This window comes from Cryobacterium inferilacus (genome assembly GCF_019599185.1).
Classification (GTDB): domain Bacteria; phylum Actinomycetota; class Actinomycetes; order Actinomycetales; family Microbacteriaceae; genus Cryobacterium; species Cryobacterium inferilacus.
Genome location: NZ_JAIEUL010000003.1, coordinates 69,790 through 90,259 on the forward strand (window position 1 = coordinate 69,790; position 20,470 = coordinate 90,259).

Below are 20,470 nucleotides of genomic sequence, written 5' to 3' on the forward strand. Positions count from 1 at the left end.
GCTACCGCACGAGCTTGGGCAGCACGTCGCGACCGAAGACGTCGATCCACTGGCGCTGGTTGCGACCCACGTTGTGCAGGTAGATCTTGTCGAAGCCGAGGTCGACGAACTTCTGGATGTACGCGCGGTGATCGTCGGGGTCGGCGGAGATGATCATGCGGCCCTCGAAGTCCTCTGGGCGCACGAGCTTGGCCATCTGTTCGAACTCGAACGGTGAGCGGATGTCGCCCTTGGGGAACTTCATGCCGCCGTTGGGCCACTCGTGCAGCGCGTTCGTCATGGCCTCTTCGTCGGTCTCGGCCCAGCTCATGTGCAGCTGCAGCACCTTGGGCATGGTCGACGGGTCCTTGCCGGCTTCGCGGGCGCCGTCGTCGAACTTGCCGAACAGCATCGAGATCTTCTCCAGCGGAGCACCGACGGTGATGAGGCCGTCGGCGTGCCGGCCGGCGCGCTTGGCGGTGACCGGTCCGGCGGTGGCCACGAGGATCTCGGGCGCGACCTCCGGCATGGTCCACAGGCGGGTGGACTCGAGCTTGAAGAACTGGCCGGAGTGCTTGACGTCCTTGCCGGCGATGGACGCGGTGAACAGCTTGGAGATGATCTCGATGGCCTCGAACATGCGGTTGATGCGCTCGGGCGCCTCCGGCCAGTAACCGCCGACGATGTGCTCGTTCAGGGCCTCGCCTGAGCCCAGGCCCAGCCAGTGCCGGCCGGGGTACATCGAGGCGAGCGTGGCGGAGGCCTGCGCCACCATGGCGGGATGCCAGCGGAAGGTGGGCGCCGTGACGCCGGGGCCCATGTCGCCCTTGGTGCGCTCCCCGATCGCGGCCAGCACGCTCCACACGAACGAGGATTCACCCTGGGCTGGCACCCACGGTTGGAAGTGGTCGGCCGCCATCACACCGGAGAAACCGTGTTCCTCCGCGTACGCCGACAAGGCCACCGCCTCGGCGGGGGCGAACTGCTCCAACATGGCCGCGTAACCGATCTGCAATTCCGACATACAGCCATCCTGCCACTCACGTGTGTCAGCGAGGTTTCTGAGGCCTCGACGGCAAATAGGCTTAGGCGCATGCGCATTGCCACCTGGAACGTCAACTCCATCCGTGCCCGCGTCGACCGCACGGTCGACTGGATGGTGCGGGAGGACATCGACGTGCTCGCCATGCAGGAGATCAAGTGCAAGCCGGAGCAGTTCCCCACCCAGGCGTTCGAAGACGCCGGCTACGAGCTGGCCATCCACGGCCTCAGCCAGTGGAACGGCGTCGCGTTCGCCAGCCGCCACGAGATGACGGATGTGGCCACCGCGTTCCCCGAGATGCCCGGCTTCCTCAAGGGCGAAGAGGGTCCAGGCCTGCCACTGGAGGCCCGCGCGCTCGGTGTGACCGTGAACGACATGCGGCTGTGGAGCCTCTACGTGCCCAACGGCCGCTCGCTCGACGACCCGCACTACGTCTACAAGCTGGACTGGCTGACCCGGTTGAAGACCCACGCCGTCGACGAGCTGGCGCGCAACCCCCGGCTGGCGATGGCGCTGATGGGCGACTGGAATGTGGCCCCGCTGGACTCCGATGTGGGCGACCCCACCCTGGTGCCGGGCGTGAGCACCCACATCTCCGAGCCGGAACGCGCCGCCTTCGAGGCGTTCGAGGCGGCCGGATTCACCGACGTGGTGCGCCCGCTCGTTCCGGAGGGCTTCACCTACTGGGACTACAAGCAGCTGCGGTTCCCGCGTAACGAGGGCCTGCGTATCGACTTCATCCTCGGCTCCCCGGCTTTCAGCGAGCTGGTGACGGATGCGAGCATCCACCGCAACGAGCGCAAGGGCGACGCCCCGAGCGACCATGTGCCGGTGCTGGTGGACATCGAGACCGACGACGAGGACGACGACCGGCCGATGATTTTCTAGGGCTCACGCATACTGGATGCATGTCTCCCGCTGCATCCGGAAACGAGAGCACGCCACAAGCAGCCGCCGTTCCCGTCACCGTGTCCATCCGCCGCAAGGTCGACCCCGCCCGGTTCGACGAGGCCACCCACTGGGTGCAGACCGGCATGGACCTCGCCAACGAGTACCCCGGCTTCCTCGGCTCCGGCTGGGTGCGCGCGCACGCCGGCAGCGGCCACTGGCACATGCTGTACAAGTTCCAGGATGCCGCGTCGCTGGAGGCCTGGGAGAACTCGATCGCCCGCACCAGCTGGCTGCACGAGGGTGAGGGTCTCGTGCTCGAGGCGCACGTGGTCAAGCGCACCGGCATCGAGGGCTGGTTCGACGAGTCCCAGGAGAACGCGGGGCCGTCCGCACCGATCCAACCACCGCGCTGGAAGCAGGCCGTGGCGATCGGGCTGGGCTTCTTCCCGCTGAACGTGGTCTTCACCTACCTCGTCACCGGGGTGGACCCGCACTGGAACGACATCCCGACCGTGCTGCGCATCCTGCTGACCACCTTCGTGATGGCGCCGACGATGACCTACCTGGTGATGCCGTTCATCACCCGCCGGCTACGGCCCTGGCTGCAGAAACCGCCGAGGAAGAAGCGCGCCTGACCGGTCCGCCGCCGGTCTCGGTGGCTGGGCGCGCTCAGGCGAGCAGCGCCGCCACGATCACCAGGGCCGGCACCGCACCGATCGTGGTGACCAGCACAGTGTCGCGCGCCACCACCACGCCCCGGTCGTACCGGGAGGCGAAGTTGAAGATGTTCTGCGCGGTCGGCAACGCGCTCACCGTCACCACGGCGAACAGCTCGGCGCCCTCGAGCGCGAAGACGAACCGGCCGAACAGATAGGCGATCACGGGCATCAGCACCACCTTGATCACCGACGCCGCGACCACCTGCTTGCGGCCGGTGCCGGCCTGCAGCAGCCGCTGGCCGTGCAGCGACATGCCGAACGAGATCAGCACCAACGGGATCGCGGCACCGCCGATGATGTCCAGCGGGGCGATCACGGCGGCCGGCACCGGCACCCCGAACGCGGCCACGAGCACGCCGAGCACCGACGCGATGATCATCGGGTTCCGCAGCGGCTGGGTGAGGATGCTGCCCACCGACACCCGGCCGCGGGTGGAGGCGTCGAGGATGCTCAGGGTGATCGGCGCGAGCACGAGCAGCTGCAGCAGCAGAACCGGCGCCACGTACTGGGCGCTGCCGAGCACGTAGATGGCCACCGGCAGGCCGATGTTGTTGGCGTTCACGTAGGTGGCGCTGGTGGCGCCGAGCACCGTCTCCGGCACCGGGTTTCTGAAGAAAATCCTGGCCAGAACGATATACAACAGCATGCCGACGACCACGCTGCACAGCACGGTGGCGAGGAAGGCGGAGAACAGCACCCGCACATCCGCCTGCGCGAGAACGGTGAACAGCAGCGCCGGGGTGGCCACGAAGAAGGCGATGCGGTTGAGCACCCGGCCGGCGTCCGCGCCGACCACGCCGGTGCGCTCGACGATGTAGCCCACCAGGATCACGAACCCGATGATCGAGAACCCGACCAGTACACCGCCCACCCGTCGAGCCTACGGGGTCACCGCGGCGGCGCCTGGCCGACAGAATTAACCCCGCCGGCGGCCGCCGCGTCGTACGCTCTTTGCATGCCTCACCTCACCGTGCCGGGCGCGAGCCTGTACTACGAAACCGATGGACACGTCTCGAAGCCGGCGCTGCTGCTGATCCACGCGGGTATCGCGAACCTGCGCATGTGGGATCCGCAGATCGACGCGTTGGCCGTCGACCACTACGTCATCCGCTTCGACACCCGCGGCTTCGGCCAGACCAGCACCGACGACGTCGAATTCTCCAACCGAGCGGATGCCCGCGCCGTGCTCGACCACCTCGGCGTGGCCCGCGCGACCCTGATCGGCTGCTCGCGCGGCGGCACCATCGCCATCGACCTCGCCGTGGAGAGCCCGGACCGGGTGGCCGGGCTGGTCACCATCGGGGCGGGACCGAGCGGGTTTCCCGACACCGAGCTGACCGAGCTGGAGGATGCCCGCTTCGACGAGATCGACGCGGCCTTCGAGGCTCAGGACTGGCACAAGCTGGCCCGGCTCGAGGCCGCCATCTGGGACTTCGGCCCACTACGCCGCGAGGAGGACCTGGACCCGGAGTTCGTGTCGACCGCGTACGCGCTCAACCGGGTCAATGTGATCCACGCCGAGGAGAACCCCATCTCGATTCCGTTGGAGCCGCCAGCGTTCGATCGGGTCGTCGACATCGACGTGCCCGCCCTGGTGACGGTGGGCGAGTTCGACATGTCCGAGGTGCTCGCCGCCTACGAATACCTGGTCACGGCGCTGCCGAACGCGAGCGGATGCGTGTTCCGCGACACCGCACACCTGCCCAACGTGGAACGCCCCGCCGATGTGCAGCGGGTGCTGCTGGACTGGCTCACCGAGAACCAACTCTGAAGCTCCCACAAGCCCGCGAAAGCGGCCGTGCGGTCACCTCACGGAAACGAGGTGACCACAGGACCGCTTGGACGGGACGGGACGGGGCGCGGGGCGGAGTTAGACGCGACTGCCGACCGGCGCCGCGGGGGCGCTCGTGCCGGGCGCGGCATCCAGCGGCTGGTTGTCGGCCAGCACCTTCTGGTAAGCGGGTAGCTCCACGAACAGCTCGTCCTTGAGCGGGTTGCGCTTGGTGCGCACGATCACCCGCACCTGGTAGATCACCACGGCGATGTTCGCGGCCAGGGAGATCGCGCTGACGATGAACAGCGCGGTGGGGTTGTGCGAGGATTCGACCGCGAACTTCGAGCTGGTCACGAACGTGGGCACGGCCATCGTGAACATCATCCAGAACGCCAGGGTCTGCGCCCGGTGCTGCAGCCAGGCGCCGCGCTTGATGAAGAACGCGGGGATGGTGCAGGAGATCAGCAGGGCGGCGCCGGCGTAGAAGGAGTGGTCACCGACGGCGTTGTAGACGTAGGCGAAGTTCCACAGGTCGTAGGCGATGATCCAGAACCAGAGCATGTCCGGCCAGATCATGTCCTTCTTCTTGCCGCGGCTGATGATGATGCCCGCCCAGCCGCAGATGGTGACGAGGTTGAGCAGACCGGCGATGCCGTTCATGATGTTCCACGGGCCGCCGACCATGAACACGCCGTCGACCATGCCCTGCATGCCGTAGACCTCGAAGTCGCGGATGACGGCCTCGAAGATATTCAGCGCGAGGATCGCCGCCGGGAACATCAGCCAGTACTTGTTCTTCTGCAGCCTCGGGATGAACCGGATGGCCATGAAGCCCAGGCAGCCGGCGAGCGCGGAGTAGACCTTGACCCAGTGGAACCAGGTGCCGGTGCTGGAGTCCGCACCGGCGGTGTGCGGCCAGACGAAGATGGTGAGCAGCACCGGCAGGCCGATGAACAGTACGAGCGCGGCCCACTTGCTGGCCCGGGCGATCTCATTGGCAAGCATGAGGCCCGCCACCACCGCCACCCACATCAGCGTGGAGTACCAGGGAATTGACTCGTACAGGAACATCGTTGTTACTCCTTATTCACTTGTCTTTATGGGGTGGTGCGGGGTGGTGCGGGTGGTGCGAGGTGGTGCGGATGCTGCCGCCCGATTCAGGCGGAGGCGGCCGCCGCACTGCTGGCGGGCGGGGTGCCCAGGTCCAGGTGCAGCGTCTGACGCACGATGGCAACGAGAACCGCGTCGTCCACGTCTGGCGATGACCGCACGAGACCGATCAGGCCGTAGACGAGAACGTAGAAGACCTCGCCGACGTGGTCGATCTCGATGTGGTGCGCCCGGGCGTACGCCTCGACCGTGGTCACCCGCAGGCGTTCCACGATGGCGCGCACGGCGCGGTCCACGAACCGGTTGTACAGCCCGGCGTTCTCGGGGTGGCCGAGGTCCTGGCGGAACATGTCCTTCGCGCGCAGGTGGTGGCGGAACAGCACGACGCAGTCCAGCAGGGCCTTCTGCACGTTGCCCGGTTCCCGGTCGGCATCCCAGCGGGAGACCGCATCGACGAACTCGGCGATGTGGTCCTGGATGATCAGGTCGATCAGGGCATCCCGGTCGGGAAAGTAGTGGTAGATCAGGCCCCGCGTGACACCGACCCGCTTGGCGATTTCGGTGACGGTGACCGTGGCCACACCGCGCTCGGTGAACAGCTGCCTGGTGGCGGCGACGATCTCGTCGTGACGCTCGTCGGGCTGCTTACTCTGTCGTGGCGACGCGGCCGTGGTGCTCATGCTCGCACGCTACTCCCGCGGTTGACGCCGCGTCAATGACACCATGTCAATCGCCCCGAACTGGGGTGCCCCCTGTGCGTAACTCGCTCGGCCGCGCGTGCAAACCACTAGCCTGTGGTGGCCGCACCATTCATCAGGGGGATTGATGTCACCGAGCAGCTCCATTCGCGACTTTGCGCAGTACGCCGGGCGTTTTCTCTGGCCGCGCACGAGCGCGGACCTCACCGACACCACCCTCTGCCCCGCGTGCCGCACCCTGCTGCCCTCGGCCGTGTGCCCGTCCTGCGGCCTCGACCTGCGTCATCCGGCCGCCCGCGACCTGCTGACCGCGTCGACGGATGCCGCCACCGCCCTGGACAAGCGGGTGCAGCTGATCGGCCAGATTCGCTACGAGGTGGCCGAGGCGCATGCCGCCCAGGTGGCCCAGTCCCACGCCGACGCCGCGCAGGCCGCCCAACGTCGGGTGCTCGACGAGGTCGCGGCGCGGGTCGACGCGGCGGCCACGGCCCAGCGCGCCGCCGAGGCCGCGCAGGCGGCACAGGCTGCACAGGCGGCACTGGCCGCGCAGGCAGCGCAGGCAGCGCAGGCGGCACTCGCCACGCAGGCCGAGTTGGCCGGGCCGGCCGGGCCGACCCACACCAGCGCCGCACTGGCATCGGCCCCGCCGGCGTCCCCCACGTTCGCTTCGTCCCCGGCCGAGCCCGTGGCCTCAGCCCCCGCCATCCCCAGCGCCGCACGCAGCACCGCACCCACGGGCACCGCACCCACGCCGCCGCACCCCATCGAGCCCGGGCTCACTGCCCCACCCAGCACACCGCTGCCGCCGAGCCAGGATGCGCCCTCCGGCCCGCCTGCGCACAAGCGGTCGAGCGTGCAGATCGTGCTGCTGCTTGTAGGCGTCACCCTGGTGTCGGTCGCGGCGATCTTCTTCCTCACCGTGGCGTTCATCGTCACCGGACTGGCCTTCCGGGCGACGGTGGTGGCCGCGCTCACCGTCGGAACCCTGGTGACGGCCGCGGTGCTGCGCCGCAAGGGCCTGGTGGCCACGGCGGAGGGCATCGGCGCGCTCGCCGTGGTGCTCGTGCTGCTGGATGTCTGGGCGATGCGGCAGCTCAACCTGTTCGGCCTGGCCGGCGCCGACGGCCTGCTCTACTGGGGTGCCGCGCTTCTCGTCTGCACGGTTCTCTTCCTCGGCTGGCACACCTGGTCGTCGCTGCGGGTGGCCAGCGTGGCCGGGTTCGCCGCCGCGGCCCCCGCCGTGGGTCTGCTCGCCGCCGGCATCGCGGCCGACGCCGCGCCGCTCACCCGACTGTTCGTGGCCTCGACCGGTGCCGCCGTGGGGGCGCTGCTGCACAGGTTCACCGTGCCGGGTACGGCCGGGGTCTGGCCGTCGCTCGACCGCCGCGCCGAGCGGGTCGGTCTGCTCGGCATCGCCGGCGTCGCCCTGCTCACCGCCACCGGCCTGGCCGGGTTTGTGCAGCCGGCCACCGCCTGGGCTCCCCTGGTCAGCTTCGGCGTGGTCGCTCTCGTGGCCCTCGCCCACACGTTCACGCTGCTGTTGCCGGTCCGATCGGAGCTGTCCCTGCGGGTCGGGAGCCACGCATCCGTGGTGCTGGCCGTGCTCGCCGGTGTCGCCGGCGTGACCGTGACCACCTCTCGCAGCGAGAACGTCGGCCTGGACGTGGCGGTGCCACTGCTGGTGGCCACCCTGATCGCGCTCGGGTTGGAACAGGCCTGGCGCCGCCGTGCGGCCGGCCCCGTGCGTCAGATCGTGCTCACCGCCACCCTGACCGGGTTCGGCCTGATGGTGCTCCCGGGCATTGTGACGCTGATCGTCGCGGGCATCCCGCTCGTGCGCGCCCTGATCGGCGGCGACGCCGACCCGATCACCGACCCGCTCGCCCGGATACCCGCCGAGTCCGTTGCCGCGCTCGCCGCACTGGTCGGGGTGGGCGTGCTGGTGACGGGCTTCTGGAAAATCGGCGGGGTGCTGGTGACCCGGATGCGGTTGCTGGCCTGGTTCGGCGCCATCGTGCTGCTGCTCGCCGTGCCGTTCACGCAGTGGTTGTGGCTGATCCTGCCGCTCTACCTACTGGTCGGCGCCGGCGCCCTCGCCGCCCTGTTCCTGGCCCGGTCCGGCCGACCGCAGCTCGCCCGGTTCCGGCCGCAGCTGGTGCTGCTCGTCGTCGCCGCCGAGGCCTTCGGTTACCAGATCAGCTGGGCCGATACCTCGAGCTGGTGGCTCGGCACCCTCTCGATGGTCTTCACCCTCATCGTCGGCCGGTACCTCCTCAATGCCGTGCGACACGCGGCGGCACGCGGCGCCATGCTTGCCGGCGCGATCGTGTTCACCCTGATCGGCGCCGCGGCGGGCCCGGCCGCGCTCACCCTCGGCGCACCGCCGACTCCGGCCGTGCTGCTGCTCTACATCGCACTGTCGATTGCGGTCAGCACCGATGTGCTGCAGCTCCTCGTCGCCCAGGGCCGGTTCGCGCGCCTCACCCTCACCGAGCGGCGGTGGGCGTTCTGGACGCTGCTCGCCCCCACCCTGTACCTTGTCGCGGCGCCGACCGGACTCCTGATCGAGGGCCTCTCCCCCTCCGAGCGGGCCGGCGTCACACCGCTCGCGTCCGTTCTGGGCATCCTCGCGTCGGCCCTGCTCGTGGCGGCGACCCTGCTCTGGGCGCTCACCCCGCCCGGCCGCGCGCGGGCCGAGCGGCTCGTGGCGGCGCTTCTCGTGGCGCCGGCGCTGCTCGGGCTGGCCACCAACCTGGTGCTCGTGACGGATGCGCCTGCGACCCTCACGCGACTCACCGCGCCCACCGCAGCCCTGCTCACCCTCGCACTCGCCCTCGCCCTGCGCGTGACCGGGCGGTCCTCCCGCGCCGGTCTCGGCCTCGAGGTCGGCGCTGCCGTCGTGCTCGGCAGCGCGTTCTTCCCGCTGGACCGCACCGAGCTGGGCTGGCTGGTGCTGCTGTACACCGCCGTCGCCGTGCTGATCACGGCCGTCGACGCCGACGGCCTGTTCGCCTCCACCTCCTGGCGACGCCACCTCGGCTGGCTCTCGCTCGTGCTGGCCACCGCCGCACTGTGGTGGGGCCTGGGCGACAGCGGCACCACCCCGGTGGAGGCCTACGTGCTGCCCGTCGCCGGCACGGTGCTGGCCCTGGCCGCACTGCTCTGGCGGTACGGCCGGGTCGACCGCGCCGTCGCCGCCAGCCCGGGCGCCGCCCTGCTCACCCTGGCCGGGCTCAGCCTGGCCCTACTGCCCCTCGCCCTCACCGGGCAGACCGGCTCGGTGCTCCGACCGATCATCGTGGGCGCCGTCTCGGCGGCGCTCCTGCTCGGGGCGACCGTGCCGCGCTGGACCGCCCCACGGTGGGCGTTCCTCGCCGCCGCCGGCCTCGCCGGCGCTCTGGGCCTGCTCGTCACCGCCGTCGCCCGGTCGGTGCGGGTCATCGGCACCGATGCCGGCCCACTGCTGGAGGCATGGCTGCTGCCCACCACCGTGATCCTCATCGTCGCGGCTCTGCTCCTGGTGCGGCGGCAGCACACCGACGTCGCCTCGCTCCGGCGGCGCGGCAGCCTGGTGCTGGTGCTCGTGGCCCTGGTCACCCTCACCGCCCTGGAGACCAGCGCCTTCGATACGTCGCGGCTGGGCGCCGGCCGCGCCACGGCTCTGGTGCTGCTGCTCAGCCTGCTGCATGTGCTCGCGCTCAGCCGGCCCCGGCCTCCGTTCGGCGCCCTCACGGCATGGACGAGCCTGGGCCTGGCCGGCCTCGCGGCGAGCGCCGCCCTGATCGTGGACGCCGTGGACCCGTTCGAGGTTGTGCTGGTGCCCGTTGGCCTGGCCCTGGTGGCCGGGCAGCTGCTGTCCAACCGGCCGTGGACGGGCCGGGCCGCAGGCGCCGCGCCCGTCGGGGTCGGCGGTGGACTGGCCCTCACGCTGCTGCCCAGCGCCGCCGTCGGTGCCGCTGCCGCTGCCGGCGCCACGACCCTGGGCTCCGCAGGGCTCACCGACGACGCCCTCCGCCAACTCCTCACGCTCGCCCTCGGCGGTGTGCTCGCGCTCGGGGGCGCGGCCGTCGTCGGCCGACCGCGGTGGAGCCTCGTGGCCTGGCCCGGCGTGCTGGTCGGGTGCGTCACGATCGTGGTCACCGCGACCGGACGCATCCGGTCGTTGCTCGGCACCGGCCCGACCGGCCCGGACGGGCTTCTTGAGGCCTGGCTGCTCCCGGCCGCCCTGCTGCTGGTCGTCACGGGTGCCCTGATCATTCGGGCCCACCAGGCCGGCGCTGCTGCGGGCGCCCCGCCCACGCCGACGGATGCCGTCACCGCCCTGCCCCGTGTATTCGGTTACGCCCTGGTCTCCGCGGCGCTGCTGGGCATTCTCGCGGCGGAAACCGCCTCGCTGGCGTATCCGCCGTACGCCGCCGGCCGGGCGCTGGCCCTGATCGGGCTCTTCGCCACGCTGCACATCGTGCTGCGCTGGACCGACCGGAGCCGCGCGGGCAGCCTGCTGGCCTGGTTCAGCCTGGCCGCCGGCGTGCTCGCGCTGACCGCCGGCCTCGGCCGCGACCTGATCAGCCCGATCGAGTGGGGCACGGTGCCGCTGGGACTCTCCCTGGTGGTCGGCCAGCTTCTCGTCGCCCGACGCCTCGGCACGCCGGGCATCGGCGCCCCGACGCCGGCGCGCCCGGCCGCCCTGCAGCTCTGGCTCGGCGTGGGCCTGGCTCTCGCCCTGCTGCCCAGCGTCATCGCGGGTTTCAACGGCGACCTGCTCCGGCCTGTGCTCACCCTCGTCGCCGGCTGCCTGCTGCTTCTCGGCGGCGCGTGGGCCCTGACCGGGCCGGATCGCGCCGTCTGGAGCGCGCTGGCCCGACCGGGACTCTTCGTGGGCACCCTGGCCGTGCTGCTCACCGCGGCCGGACGCATCCAGCCTCTGTTCGACCCGGTCGCGGCTGGTCCGGACGGGCGGCTGGAGGCCTGGCTGATGCCCACCGCTCTGCTCCTCATCGCCGCCGGCGCCATTCTGATCGTCGGCTCCCCGGCGCGGGGCGAACTGCCCGGCGTCGACGCAGCCGCGTCCTCCGCACCCAAGGGGCCGGTCGGTTCCGCCGCCACCCTCTCGGCCCGGATGCTCGGCTACGGCCTGATCCTGCTGGCACTGGCCGGCATCGTCGCCGTCGAACTGGCGGCCCTGACCTACGCGCCGCTGGCCACCATCCGGGTGGTGTTGGTGGTGTGGTTGTTCGCGGCGCTGTACCTGGGCGTGTTCTGGGCCGATGACAGCCGGCCCGGCCGGCTGGTCGCCTGGGTGAGCGTCTCCGGTGCCGCCGCCATGATCGTCGGCGGCTGGGCGCGCGAGGTGCCCGACCCCGTCGAGATCGTCACGATTCCATTGGCCCTAGCCCTGATCGCGAGCGGACTGCTGCACCTGGACCGCACCCCCGCCGCCCGCAGTTGGGGCACCCTGTCACCCGGGCTGCTCGTGCTGCTGCTGCCGTCGCTGGTGCTCGACCTCACCTTCAGCCCGCTCTGGCGGGTGGTGGGCCTGGGTGTGCTGGCGATCGCGGTGCTGGTGCTGGGCACCGTGCAGAGGCTGCAGGCCCCCTTCCTGATCGGGGCCACGGTGCTGCTCGTGCACGCGCTGGCTCAGCTGTGGCCGTGGATCTCCTTGGCCTACGGCGCCGTGCCCTGGTGGCTGTGGCTCGGCATCGGCGGCGTGCTGCTGATCGCGCTCGCCGCTCGCTACGAGCAGCGCATCCAGAACCTGAAGACCGTGGCGCTGCGGATCTCCGCACTGAGGTAGCCGGCCGGGCATGGAAACATGGCAGGGTGCCCGCCACCACCGCCCCCGAGGTCCTCGAAACCGCCCGTCTCCGCCTGGAGCCGCTCGCGCGCGCCGACCTGTCGGCGCTGCATGCCGTCTACGCCGATCCGGCCACCTGGCGGCACCTGCCCGCCGGCCGGCACGACACGCTCGAACAGTCCGAGCGCCCGCAACCTTGGTTACCGTCTCACCCCGGCCAGCTGGGGTGTGGGGTTCGCCAGCGAGGCCGCCGCCGCGGTTCTCGCCGCCGCCACGCCGTCGGCGTTTCCCGTGACCGCCCGCGCCCTGGCCGCGAACCCGGCGTCGGTGCGGGTACTCGACCGCATCGGCCTCACCCGGCTGTGGAGCGGGAGCGGGCCGGCCAGCACGGCACTGGACCGGGTTGTCTTCGCCGACCGCCCGCTCGCCCCAGACCTGCTGGCCGCCATCATCCGTCTCGGTTGAGCCGGGTCTGGCTCAGGACTTCTCGTCGAGGTCCCGCACCTCACGGTTGTACTGCTCGCTGCTGATCTCGCCGCGTTCGAACCTCTCGTCGAGGGCTCGGCGGGCGGCGCTGCGCCGTGGGCCGACCGGGCTCTCGGAGTCGTCTCTGAAGGCCCGAACGCTCCACACGATGACCAGCACGAGAGCGAACATCGACACCAGTCCGTACACCCAGAACCACGCCGGATTCATTCCGTCGCCCCACATCGTCATCGGTCCTCCTTCTCGCGGCACGGCCGTCGCGCCGCACAGTCCACGCTAGTCCCTGACCGTTGCAAGGTACCCCTAGGGGGTATAACGTTGGGGGCATGGCTTCCCCATCAGACCCCCAGGAGCAGCACGCCCCGCAGTCCGCACACGACCTGGACAGCCACGACGCCACGACGGCCGGTCACACCGATCACACGACCCACGCGAGCAACTCCGGCCACAACAGCCACTCCGATCACTCCGGTCACGTCGCCCAGTTCCGCCGACTGTTCTGGCTGATGCTGGTGCTGGCCGTGCCGGTAGTGGTCTTCAGCGGCATGTTCGCCATGCTGCTCGGTTATCAGCTGCCCGACTCCGCCTGGGTCTCCTGGATCTCCCCGCTGCTCGGCACCGTGATGTACGTCTGGGGAGGCCGCCCGTTCCTCACCGGAGCCCTGGCCGAGCTACGGCAACGCTCCCCCGGCATGATGCTGCTGATCGCCCTGGCGATCTCCGTGGCGTTCCTCTCGTCCTGGGGCGCGAGCCTGGGCATCCTGGCGATGGAGCTCGATTTCTGGTGGGAGCTCGCCCTGCTCATCGTGATCATGCTGCTCGGCCACTGGATCGAGATGCGCTCGCTGGCACAGTCCTCGTCGGCCCTCGAATCCCTCGCGGCGCTGCTGCCCGACACGGCCGAGCGGGTGGATGCCGGCGAGATCACCCTCGTCGCGCCAGCCGACCTCGTGATGGGTGACCTGGTGATCGTGCGGCCCGGCGGCCGGATCCCCGCCGACGGGCAGGTCGCCGAGGGCACCGCCGAGGTGGACGAGTCCATGATCACGGGCGAGTCCCGGCCGGTCAGCCGCGGACCTGGCGACCCCGTGGTGGCCGGCACCGTCGCCACCGATACCGCCCTGCGGCTACGGGTGACCGCGGTCGGTGACGACACCGCACTCGCGGGCATCCGTCGTCTCGTCGCCGACGCGCAGGCCTCGTCGTCACGGGCGCAACGTCTGGCCGACCGGGCCGCCGGCTGGCTGTTCTGGTTCGCGCTCGGCACTGGCGTGCTCACCGCGCTGGCCTGGACCCTGCTCGGCAGCCCGGAGGACGCCGTGATGCGCACCATCACCGTTCTCGTGATCGCCTGCCCGCACGCGCTGGGCCTGGCGATTCCGCTGGTGGTCTCGATCGCCACCGAGCGGGCCGCCCGCGGTGGGGTGCTGGTGACCGACCGGCTCGCGCTCGAGAGCATGCGCACCGTCGATACCGTGCTGTTCGACAAGACCGGCACCCTCACGCGGGGTGAGCCCGTCGTCACCCATCTGCACGCCGTCGCCGGTGTGACCGAAAACGAGGTGCTCGCGCAGGCGGCCGCGGTCGAGGGCGACAGCGAGCATCCGCTGGCCAGGGCCATCATCACCGCCGCCCGCGGCCGCGACCTTGCCGTGCCCGCGGCCACCGCGTTCGAGGCGTCCACCGCCGTCGGCGTGACCGCCACGGTCGCCGGCCACGAGGTCTCCGTCGGCGGCCCGAGCCTGCTGACGCGCCACCGGGCCGAGCCACTCGACACCGCCGCAGCGTGGGCCGCCGAGGGCGCCATCGTGCTGCACGTGTTGCAGGGCGACCGAACGGTCGGCGCCATCGGCCTCGCCGACGAGGTGCGCCCCGAATCGAGAGAGGCCGTGGACGCCCTGCACGCCCTGAACATCCAGGTAGTGATGATCACCGGGGACGCCGCAGCCGTGGCGCACACGGTGGCCGCCGAGCTCGGCATCGACCGGGTCTTCGCCGGCGTGCACCCCGACCGCAAGGCGGCGACGGTGCTGACGCTGCAGCAGGAGGGCCACCGGGTGGCCATGGTGGGCGACGGCGTCAACGATGCCCCGGCGCTGGCCCAGGCCGACGTGGGCATCGCGATCGGGGCCGGCACGGATGTCGCGATCGCGTCCGCCGGCGTGATCCTGGCCAGCGACGACCCGCGTTCGGTGCTCTCCGTGATCGAGCTCTCCCGCGCCAGCTACCGCAAGATGACGCAGAACCTGTGGTGGGCGGCCGGGTACAACCTGCTCGCCGTGCCGCTGGCCGCCGGGGTGCTCGCCCCGATCGGCTTCGTGTTGCCGATGGAGCTCGGCGCCCTGCTGATGAGCGCGTCGACCGTGGTGGTGGCCGTGAACGCCCAGCTGCTGCGCCGCCTCGACCTGCGGCCGGAGGTGAGCGCCGCCCGGCTGCTCGGGCGCGAGAGCAGCGTCGACCCGAAAACGCACCCGTTGGTCAGGCAACACGACTAGCCTCCAGGGATGGTCGAAATACGAACACCCGCCGCACCCCGCGCTGTGGAGCTCTATCGTCCGTTCGCCGACGACTGGGCCGGCCTCCGCGACATCCGCCTGCGATCCATCGCCAACTTCCCCCTCGGCTTCTTCGAATCCTTCGCCGCCGCACTCGCCCTCACCGAAACCGACTGGCGCCTGCGCGGCAGCCGCAACACCGAACCGACCAGTTTCCAGGTGGTCGCGCGCACCCCGCACGAAGAACAGTGGGTGGGCACCATGGCCTCGTTCATCTCCGCCGGACCGCCCAGCTACGAGCCGGACCAGCCGGCACCGGCCGGCCCGCCCCGCGCCAACCTGGTGGGCGTCTGGGTCGACCCCTCCTTTCGCGGCCGCACCGGGGTAGCGGCCCGGCTGGTGGATGCCGTCTGCGCCTGGGCACGCAGCGAGCACCAGCTCGACGCCCTCTACCTGCACGTGCACGAGAGCAATCACCGCGCCATCCGCTTCTACGAGAAGAACGGCGCCGTGAGCACCGGAGAATACATCAGCGACCCGCGCCGGCCCTCGGAGCGCCACCGCGAGATGGCCCTCGCCACGGCCCGCTGAGATGGACCTGCTGCTCGAATTCTGGGCCACGGTGTCGGCGGTCAACGCTCCGCTGCCTGCGCTCACCGTGTGGCTGACCGTGGCCGTCGCCGCCGTGCTGGTGCTGGTGCCGCAGGCCTGGAAGCTCACCCGGCACGGGATCACGATCGTGCACGAGGGTGGGCACGGACTCGTCGCGGCGCTCGGCGGGCGCCGGTTGCAGGGCATCCGGTTGCACTCGGACACGTCGGGCCTCACCGTCAGCCGCGGCAAACCGCGCGGCCTGGGCATGGTGTTCACCCTGCTCGCCGGGTACACCGCGCCGGCGCTGCTCGGGCTCGGCGCGGCGTGGATGCTCAGCCTCGGGCTTGCCACCGGCCTGCTCTGGGCGCTGCTCGCGGCGCTGGCTCTGCTGCTGGTGCAGATCCGCAACTGGTTCGGGCTCTGGTCGGTGGCCGTGACGGCCGCGCTGGTCTTCGGCGTCACCTGGTTCGGTTCCGCCACCGTGCAGAGCGTGTTCGCGCTGCTGGTCACCGCGTTCCTGCTGCTCGGGGCGGTGCGCACCGTGGTGGAGCTGCAGGCCACCCGGTCGCGTCGCGGCGGCACCGCCTCCGACGCCGACCAGCTGGCCAGACTCAGCCATCTGCCCGGCCTGTTCTGGGTGCTGGTGTTCTTCGCCGTCGCCGGCGCCTGCCTGGTGTTCGCGGCCGGGCTGCTCGCCCCGCTCTAGCTGCCGGCTGCGCCGCCTCGCACCTCGGCGGGCTAGAAGACCGTGACGCCGAGCAGGGTGCCCACCAGCCAGGTCACGAAGAGCGCTGCGGCACCGCCGGTGACCACGCGCACGGTGGCGCGGGCGAGGCGGCTGCCGCCCAGCCTGGCCCCGAGCGCACCGGTGAGGGCGAGCGCCACCAGCACGGCGAAGAAGGTCACCGGTACCCGGATGCCCTCAGGCGGCAGCAGAATCGCCAGCAGCGGCAGGATGGCCCCGAGCGTGAACGCCAGGGCGGAGGCGCCGGCGGCGTGCCAGGCGCTGGCGACGTCCTCTTCGACGATGTTGAGCTCGACGGAGAGGTGTGCCTTGAGCGCATCCTTCTCGGTCAGTTCGATGGCCACCTGCCGAGCCGTGGCGGGGGCGAGCCCGCGCTCCTCGTAGAGACCGGTGAGCACCTCGAGCTCACCGGCGGGGTCGTCCCGCAGCTCACGCTTCTGCTTCTCGATCATCGCGCGCTGACTGTCGCTCTGGCTGCTCACCGAGACGTACTCGCCGAGCGCCATCGAGATGGCGCCGCCGACGAGGCCGGCCGCTCCGGCGGCGACGATTGCGGGCGTGCTGCCACCGGCACCGGCAACGCCCACCACGATCGCGGCCACGGAGACGATGCCGTCGTTGGCGCCGAGCACCCCGGCGCGCAGCCAGTTGAGCCGGCTGGCCAGGCTGCCGCCCTGGGTCGTGCTGGTCGTCTCGGCGCGCGGCGCGGCATCCGGGGAGGCGTGGAAGGGCCGGAAGAGCGGGGGCGAGAGGATGGCCATAGAGCCACCCTAGGCAGCTCTCGCCGACCCCGCCAGCGTGGACAGCCTTGCCTAATCTGCCTGATCAGGGCATGGAAAGGCTAACCTAAACTGCTGAGTTTGCGCCGGGGTGACGCGGGAGATCGAGCCGCTCAGCGACGCCCGACGAAGGTGTCCATCGACCGGTAGACCCCGAACACCCGGCCGGCCACGACGTCCCACGCGGCCAGCGGCAGCACGCCGCGCAGCTTCTTCGAGAACCCGACGGTCCACGGCATCAGCAGCTGGGGCGATCCGGCGAGCATGGCCCGCCAGACCTTCTTCACCACGTATTCCGGGGTCATCACCGGGGTGAGTAACGGGCCACGGGCGCCGTCGAACATGCCGGTGGAGATGTAGCTGGGGGCGATGGTGCTCACCCGCACCTGGTCGAAACCCTGCTGCTCGAGTTCGAGCCGCAGCGAATCGCTCCAGGTGATCAGGGCGGCCTTCGACGCGGCGTAGACGCTCATCCGTGGGTTGGAGAGCATGCCGGCCGCAGACGCGATGTTCACGATGCGCGACTCCCGGTCGGGGTTGCGCATCATGGCGGGCAGGAACTCCCTGGTGATGTACATCGGCGCGAGCGCGTTCACCTGCATGGTCGACCGGGTGTCGTCGCCGTTGTCGTGCTCCCAGAAGAACGACCCGCGCACGATGCCGGCGTTGTTGATCACGATGTCGGGGTTGCCCACCTCGGTGCGCACCCGCTGGGCGGTCTGGGCGATGGCGCCCAGGTCGGCGATGTCCAGCACATACGGCGCGATCTGGGTGGCTCCCTGTGCACGCTCGGTGAGAATGGCGGCTGTGGAGGAGAGGCTCGCGGCGTCGCGATCCCAGAGAATCACGGCCGCCGCACCCTCGGCGACGGCACGCTCGGCGTACAGGCGGCCCATGCCCATGGCGGCGCCGGTAATCAGCACGCGGGCTCCGGAAACGGTTCGAGTCATGGGTCAATCATCGCAACTGTGGGCAGGTTGTGCTCGCGGCACCGGCACGGGCGGATGCCGCGGCGCGCGCACCGCTGGCCCGCGCCCGCCCGCGAGCGCCGCCGGCCAATTGCTACGTTACGTTTCACGGCGGGGTGCGCCCTCGGGGCCCGCTGGGTAGCGTCGAGAACACATCACCCGGCTACCCGATCGGCACCCATGTCCGCCAGCACCGCATCGCGCACCACGGCCCGCCCGTCCGCGGCCGGTGGCAGCGCTGCCCGGGCCGCGCGCGCCGACGGACCGTCCGGCACCGACGCGGCCTATGCCGTGGAATTCGCCGGCCTCGGCCGCACCTTCGGCCGGGCTCCCGGTCGCCGCCAGGGCCGCGCCGCAAGCGCAGCCCCCACCACCGCCAGCGTGGATGTCGTGCGCCCCGTGCTGCGCGACGTGTCACTCACCGTTCGCCCCGGCGAGGTCCTGGCCATCCTCGGCACCAGCGGTTGCGGCAAATCCACCCTGCTGCGCATCGCCGGCGGCCTCGACTCCCCCAGCGCCGGCTCGGTGCAGATCGACGGCTCCCCGGTCACCGACTTCGACACCCGCTGCGCCGTCGGTTTTCAGGAACCCCGGCTGCTGCCCTGGCGCACCGTCGCCGCCAACGTGGCCCTCGGGCTGCCGCGCGGCACCGCCCGCGACACCGGCAGAGCCCGCGTCGCCGAGCTGCTCGACCTGGTCGGCCTCACCGCCTTCGCCGACCACCGCCCGGCAGCGATCTCCGGCGGCATGGCGCAGCGAGCATCGCTGGCCAGGGCACTCGCCCGCAACCCCGGCGTGCTGCTGCTCGACGAACCCTTCGGTGCCCTGGATGCCCTCACCCGGCTGAAGATGCAGGATCTGCTGCTCGACGTGCACGCGGCCGCGCCCACCACGGTGCTGCTCGTCACCCACGACGTCGACGAGGCGCTGCAGTTGGCCGACCGCATCATCCTGCTCGGTCAGGAGCCGGCCACGGCCACCGGGGCGGGTACGACGCCAGGCACGACGCCAGGCGCCACGATCGTGCAGGAGCTCACCGTGCCGGGCAACCGCCCCCGCGACCGCGGGTCGGCGGAGCTGGCCGAGTTGCGCGGGCGCCTGCTCGCGGGCCTCGGAATCGACCGGCACGGCGACGCCCGCGGCGTGGCCACGAGCGCCAGCATCCCGCATTTCCCCTACTGACCCATCTCCCGGCCGACCTGGCCCCCCACGCCGTTCCACCGCACCACATCCACAGCACGGATGCCCCCTCCCCGCACCCGCACCCAACGAGAGACCGTCATGACGAATCGCTTCACCGCCTCCGCCCTCATCGCGTCCGCCGCGGCCGCCGCCCTGCTGCTCACGGGCTGCGTCGCCGGCGAGAACCAGCCGGCCGCCGAGGCCGCCGCAGACACCACCGACTCCGGCGACACCGCCGCGCTCACCCAGGGCGGCGAACTCAACATCGACTTCGCCACCTACAACCCGCTCAGCCTGGTGATCAAGGACCAGGGCTGGCTCGAAGACGCCCTCGCCGACCAGGACATCACCGTGAACTGGGTCCAGTCCGCCGGATCGAACAAGGCCAACCAGGCCCTCCTGGCCGATGCCATCGACGTGGGTTCCACCGCCGGATCGGCCGCCCTGCTCGCCCGCTCGAACGGCTCACCCATCCAGGTGATCGACATCTACTCGCAGCCAGAATGGTCAGCGCTGGTCGTGCCTGAGGGCTCGGCAATCGGCTCGGTCGAGGACCTCAAGGGCAAGCAGGTCGCCGCCACCAAGGGCACCGACCCCTACTTCTTCCTGCTGCAGGCGCTCGAGGAGGCCGGCCTCAGCGAGACGGATATCACCGTGCAGAACCTGCAGCACGCCGACGGCTGGGCCGCCCTGCAGAACGGCTCCGTCGACGCCTGGGCGGGCCTGGACCCGATCATGGGCGGCGCGGAAGCGGCCGGCGCCGAACTCGTCTACCGCAACGTCGACTTCAACAGCTACGGCTTCCTCAACGCCACCGAGTCGTTCATCGCCGAGAAGCCCGATGTGGCCCAGACCGTCGTCGACGTCTACGAGCACGCCCGCGCCTGGGCGCTCGAGAACGAGGAGGAGACCGTCGCGATCCTCGCCGAGGTCGCCGCCCTCGACCCCGCCGTTGCCGCCACGGTCATCACCGAGCGCTCCAACCTCGACGTCGACAACGTGCCTGGCGACGCGCAGCTCGACGTGCTCACCACCATCGGCCCGGTCTTCGTCGAAACCGGCGACGTACTCGACCAGAGCCAGGTCGACGACGCCCTCGACACCATCATCAACGACACCTTCGCGACGAACGCCGACCCCTCGATCGTCGAGTAGCCCCACCACCCGTTGGTCGAGCCTGTCGACGCCGTGCTGAGCTTGTCGAAGTAGACCCC

General features: G+C 70.9%; 17 protein-coding genes. 10 read left to right on the forward strand and 7 right to left on the reverse strand.

The window, feature by feature from the left end; translation table 11 throughout:
* Position 1 precedes the first annotated feature (1 nt).
* Positions 2-1,003 carry a TIGR03557 family F420-dependent LLM class oxidoreductase gene (locus K2F54_RS03685; protein ID WP_220604502.1) on the reverse strand — a complete coding sequence of 334 codons (1,002 nt, stop codon included), beginning with the start codon at positions 1,001-1,003 and terminating at the stop codon, positions 2-4.
* 69 nt (positions 1,004-1,072) lie between these two features.
* On the opposite strand from K2F54_RS03685, the gene K2F54_RS03690 reads away from it, so the two are divergent.
* The gene (locus tag K2F54_RS03690) at positions 1,073-1,909 is read left to right on the forward strand and encodes an exodeoxyribonuclease III (RefSeq protein WP_220604503.1); all 837 of its coding nucleotides are present in this window, start codon (positions 1,073-1,075) and stop codon (positions 1,907-1,909) included.
* Between the two features lie 20 nt (positions 1,910-1,929).
* Positions 1,930-2,547, forward strand: coding sequence for an antibiotic biosynthesis monooxygenase (locus K2F54_RS03695; RefSeq protein WP_220604504.1), 618 nt, complete (start codon positions 1,930-1,932; stop codon positions 2,545-2,547).
* A gap of 34 nt (positions 2,548-2,581) precedes the next feature.
* Here K2F54_RS03695 and K2F54_RS03700 read toward each other — a convergent pair whose 3' ends face one another.
* A complete protein-coding gene (locus K2F54_RS03700) occupies positions 2,582-3,502 on the reverse strand; it encodes an AEC family transporter (RefSeq protein WP_220604505.1) in 921 nt (306 codons plus the stop codon).
* A gap of 84 nt (positions 3,503-3,586) precedes the next feature.
* On the opposite strand from K2F54_RS03700, the gene K2F54_RS03705 reads away from it, so the two are divergent.
* Positions 3,587-4,402 carry an alpha/beta fold hydrolase gene (locus K2F54_RS03705; protein ID WP_220604506.1) on the forward strand — a complete coding sequence of 272 codons (816 nt, stop codon included), beginning with the start codon at positions 3,587-3,589 and terminating at the stop codon, positions 4,400-4,402.
* A 99-nt stretch (positions 4,403-4,501) separates the two neighbouring features.
* On the opposite strand, the gene K2F54_RS03710 is transcribed toward K2F54_RS03705, so the two are convergent.
* Positions 4,502-5,476, reverse strand: a complete 975-nt coding sequence (locus K2F54_RS03710; protein ID WP_220604507.1) for a DUF5692 family protein — start codon at positions 5,474-5,476, stop codon at positions 4,502-4,504.
* A gap of 86 nt (positions 5,477-5,562) precedes the next feature.
* Complete coding sequence (locus tag K2F54_RS03715; RefSeq protein WP_220604508.1) at positions 5,563-6,195, reverse strand: TetR/AcrR family transcriptional regulator; 633 nt, start codon at positions 6,193-6,195, stop codon at positions 5,563-5,565.
* A 145-nt stretch (positions 6,196-6,340) separates the two neighbouring features.
* Here K2F54_RS03715 and K2F54_RS03720 point away from each other — a divergent pair, with 145 nt between their 5' ends.
* The gene (locus tag K2F54_RS03720; protein WP_220604509.1) at positions 6,341-12,007 is read left to right on the forward strand and encodes an SCO7613 C-terminal domain-containing membrane protein; all 5,667 of its coding nucleotides are present in this window, start codon (positions 6,341-6,343) and stop codon (positions 12,005-12,007) included.
* A gap of 111 nt (positions 12,008-12,118) precedes the next feature.
* Positions 12,119-12,472, forward strand: coding sequence for a GNAT family N-acetyltransferase (locus K2F54_RS03725; RefSeq protein WP_220604510.1), 354 nt, complete (start codon positions 12,119-12,121; stop codon positions 12,470-12,472).
* A 12-nt stretch (positions 12,473-12,484) separates the two neighbouring features.
* On the opposite strand, the gene K2F54_RS03730 is transcribed toward K2F54_RS03725, so the two are convergent.
* Complete coding sequence (locus tag K2F54_RS03730) at positions 12,485-12,724, reverse strand: SHOCT domain-containing protein (RefSeq protein WP_220604511.1); 240 nt, start codon at positions 12,722-12,724, stop codon at positions 12,485-12,487.
* A gap of 95 nt (positions 12,725-12,819) precedes the next feature.
* Between K2F54_RS03730 and K2F54_RS03735 the strand changes: the two genes are divergently transcribed.
* Genes K2F54_RS03735 through K2F54_RS03745 form a run of 3 tightly spaced genes read left to right on the forward strand, consistent with a single transcriptional unit; the run spans position 12,820 to position 16,288 of the window.
* The gene (locus K2F54_RS03735; RefSeq protein ID WP_220604512.1) at positions 12,820-14,988 is read left to right on the forward strand and encodes a copper-translocating P-type ATPase; all 2,169 of its coding nucleotides are present in this window, start codon (positions 12,820-12,822) and stop codon (positions 14,986-14,988) included.
* Between the two features lie 9 nt (positions 14,989-14,997).
* Entirely contained in the window at positions 14,998-15,579 is a 582-nt protein-coding gene (locus tag K2F54_RS03740; RefSeq protein WP_220604513.1) for a GNAT family N-acetyltransferase, read from the forward strand.
* Position 15,580: 1 nt separating this feature from the next.
* Complete coding sequence (locus K2F54_RS03745; protein WP_220604514.1) at positions 15,581-16,288, forward strand: M50 family metallopeptidase; 708 nt, start codon at positions 15,581-15,583, stop codon at positions 16,286-16,288.
* A gap of 32 nt (positions 16,289-16,320) precedes the next feature.
* Here K2F54_RS03745 and K2F54_RS03750 read toward each other — a convergent pair whose 3' ends face one another.
* Positions 16,321-17,088 carry a VIT1/CCC1 transporter family protein gene (locus K2F54_RS03750; RefSeq protein ID WP_220604515.1) on the reverse strand — a complete coding sequence of 256 codons (768 nt, stop codon included), beginning with the start codon at positions 17,086-17,088 and terminating at the stop codon, positions 16,321-16,323.
* A gap of 131 nt (positions 17,089-17,219) precedes the next feature.
* Entirely contained in the window at positions 17,220-18,056 is an 837-nt protein-coding gene (locus K2F54_RS03755) for an SDR family oxidoreductase (RefSeq protein WP_220604516.1), read from the reverse strand.
* Between the two features lie 198 nt (positions 18,057-18,254).
* On the opposite strand from K2F54_RS03755, the gene K2F54_RS03760 reads away from it, so the two are divergent.
* Complete coding sequence (locus K2F54_RS03760) at positions 18,255-19,256, forward strand: ABC transporter ATP-binding protein (RefSeq protein ID WP_220604517.1); 1,002 nt, start codon at positions 18,255-18,257, stop codon at positions 19,254-19,256.
* Between the two features lie 99 nt (positions 19,257-19,355).
* Positions 19,356-20,411 carry an aliphatic sulfonate ABC transporter substrate-binding protein gene (locus tag K2F54_RS03765; protein WP_220604518.1) on the forward strand — a complete coding sequence of 352 codons (1,056 nt, stop codon included), beginning with the start codon at positions 19,356-19,358 and terminating at the stop codon, positions 20,409-20,411.
* The last annotated feature ends 59 nt before the right edge of the window (positions 20,412-20,470 follow it).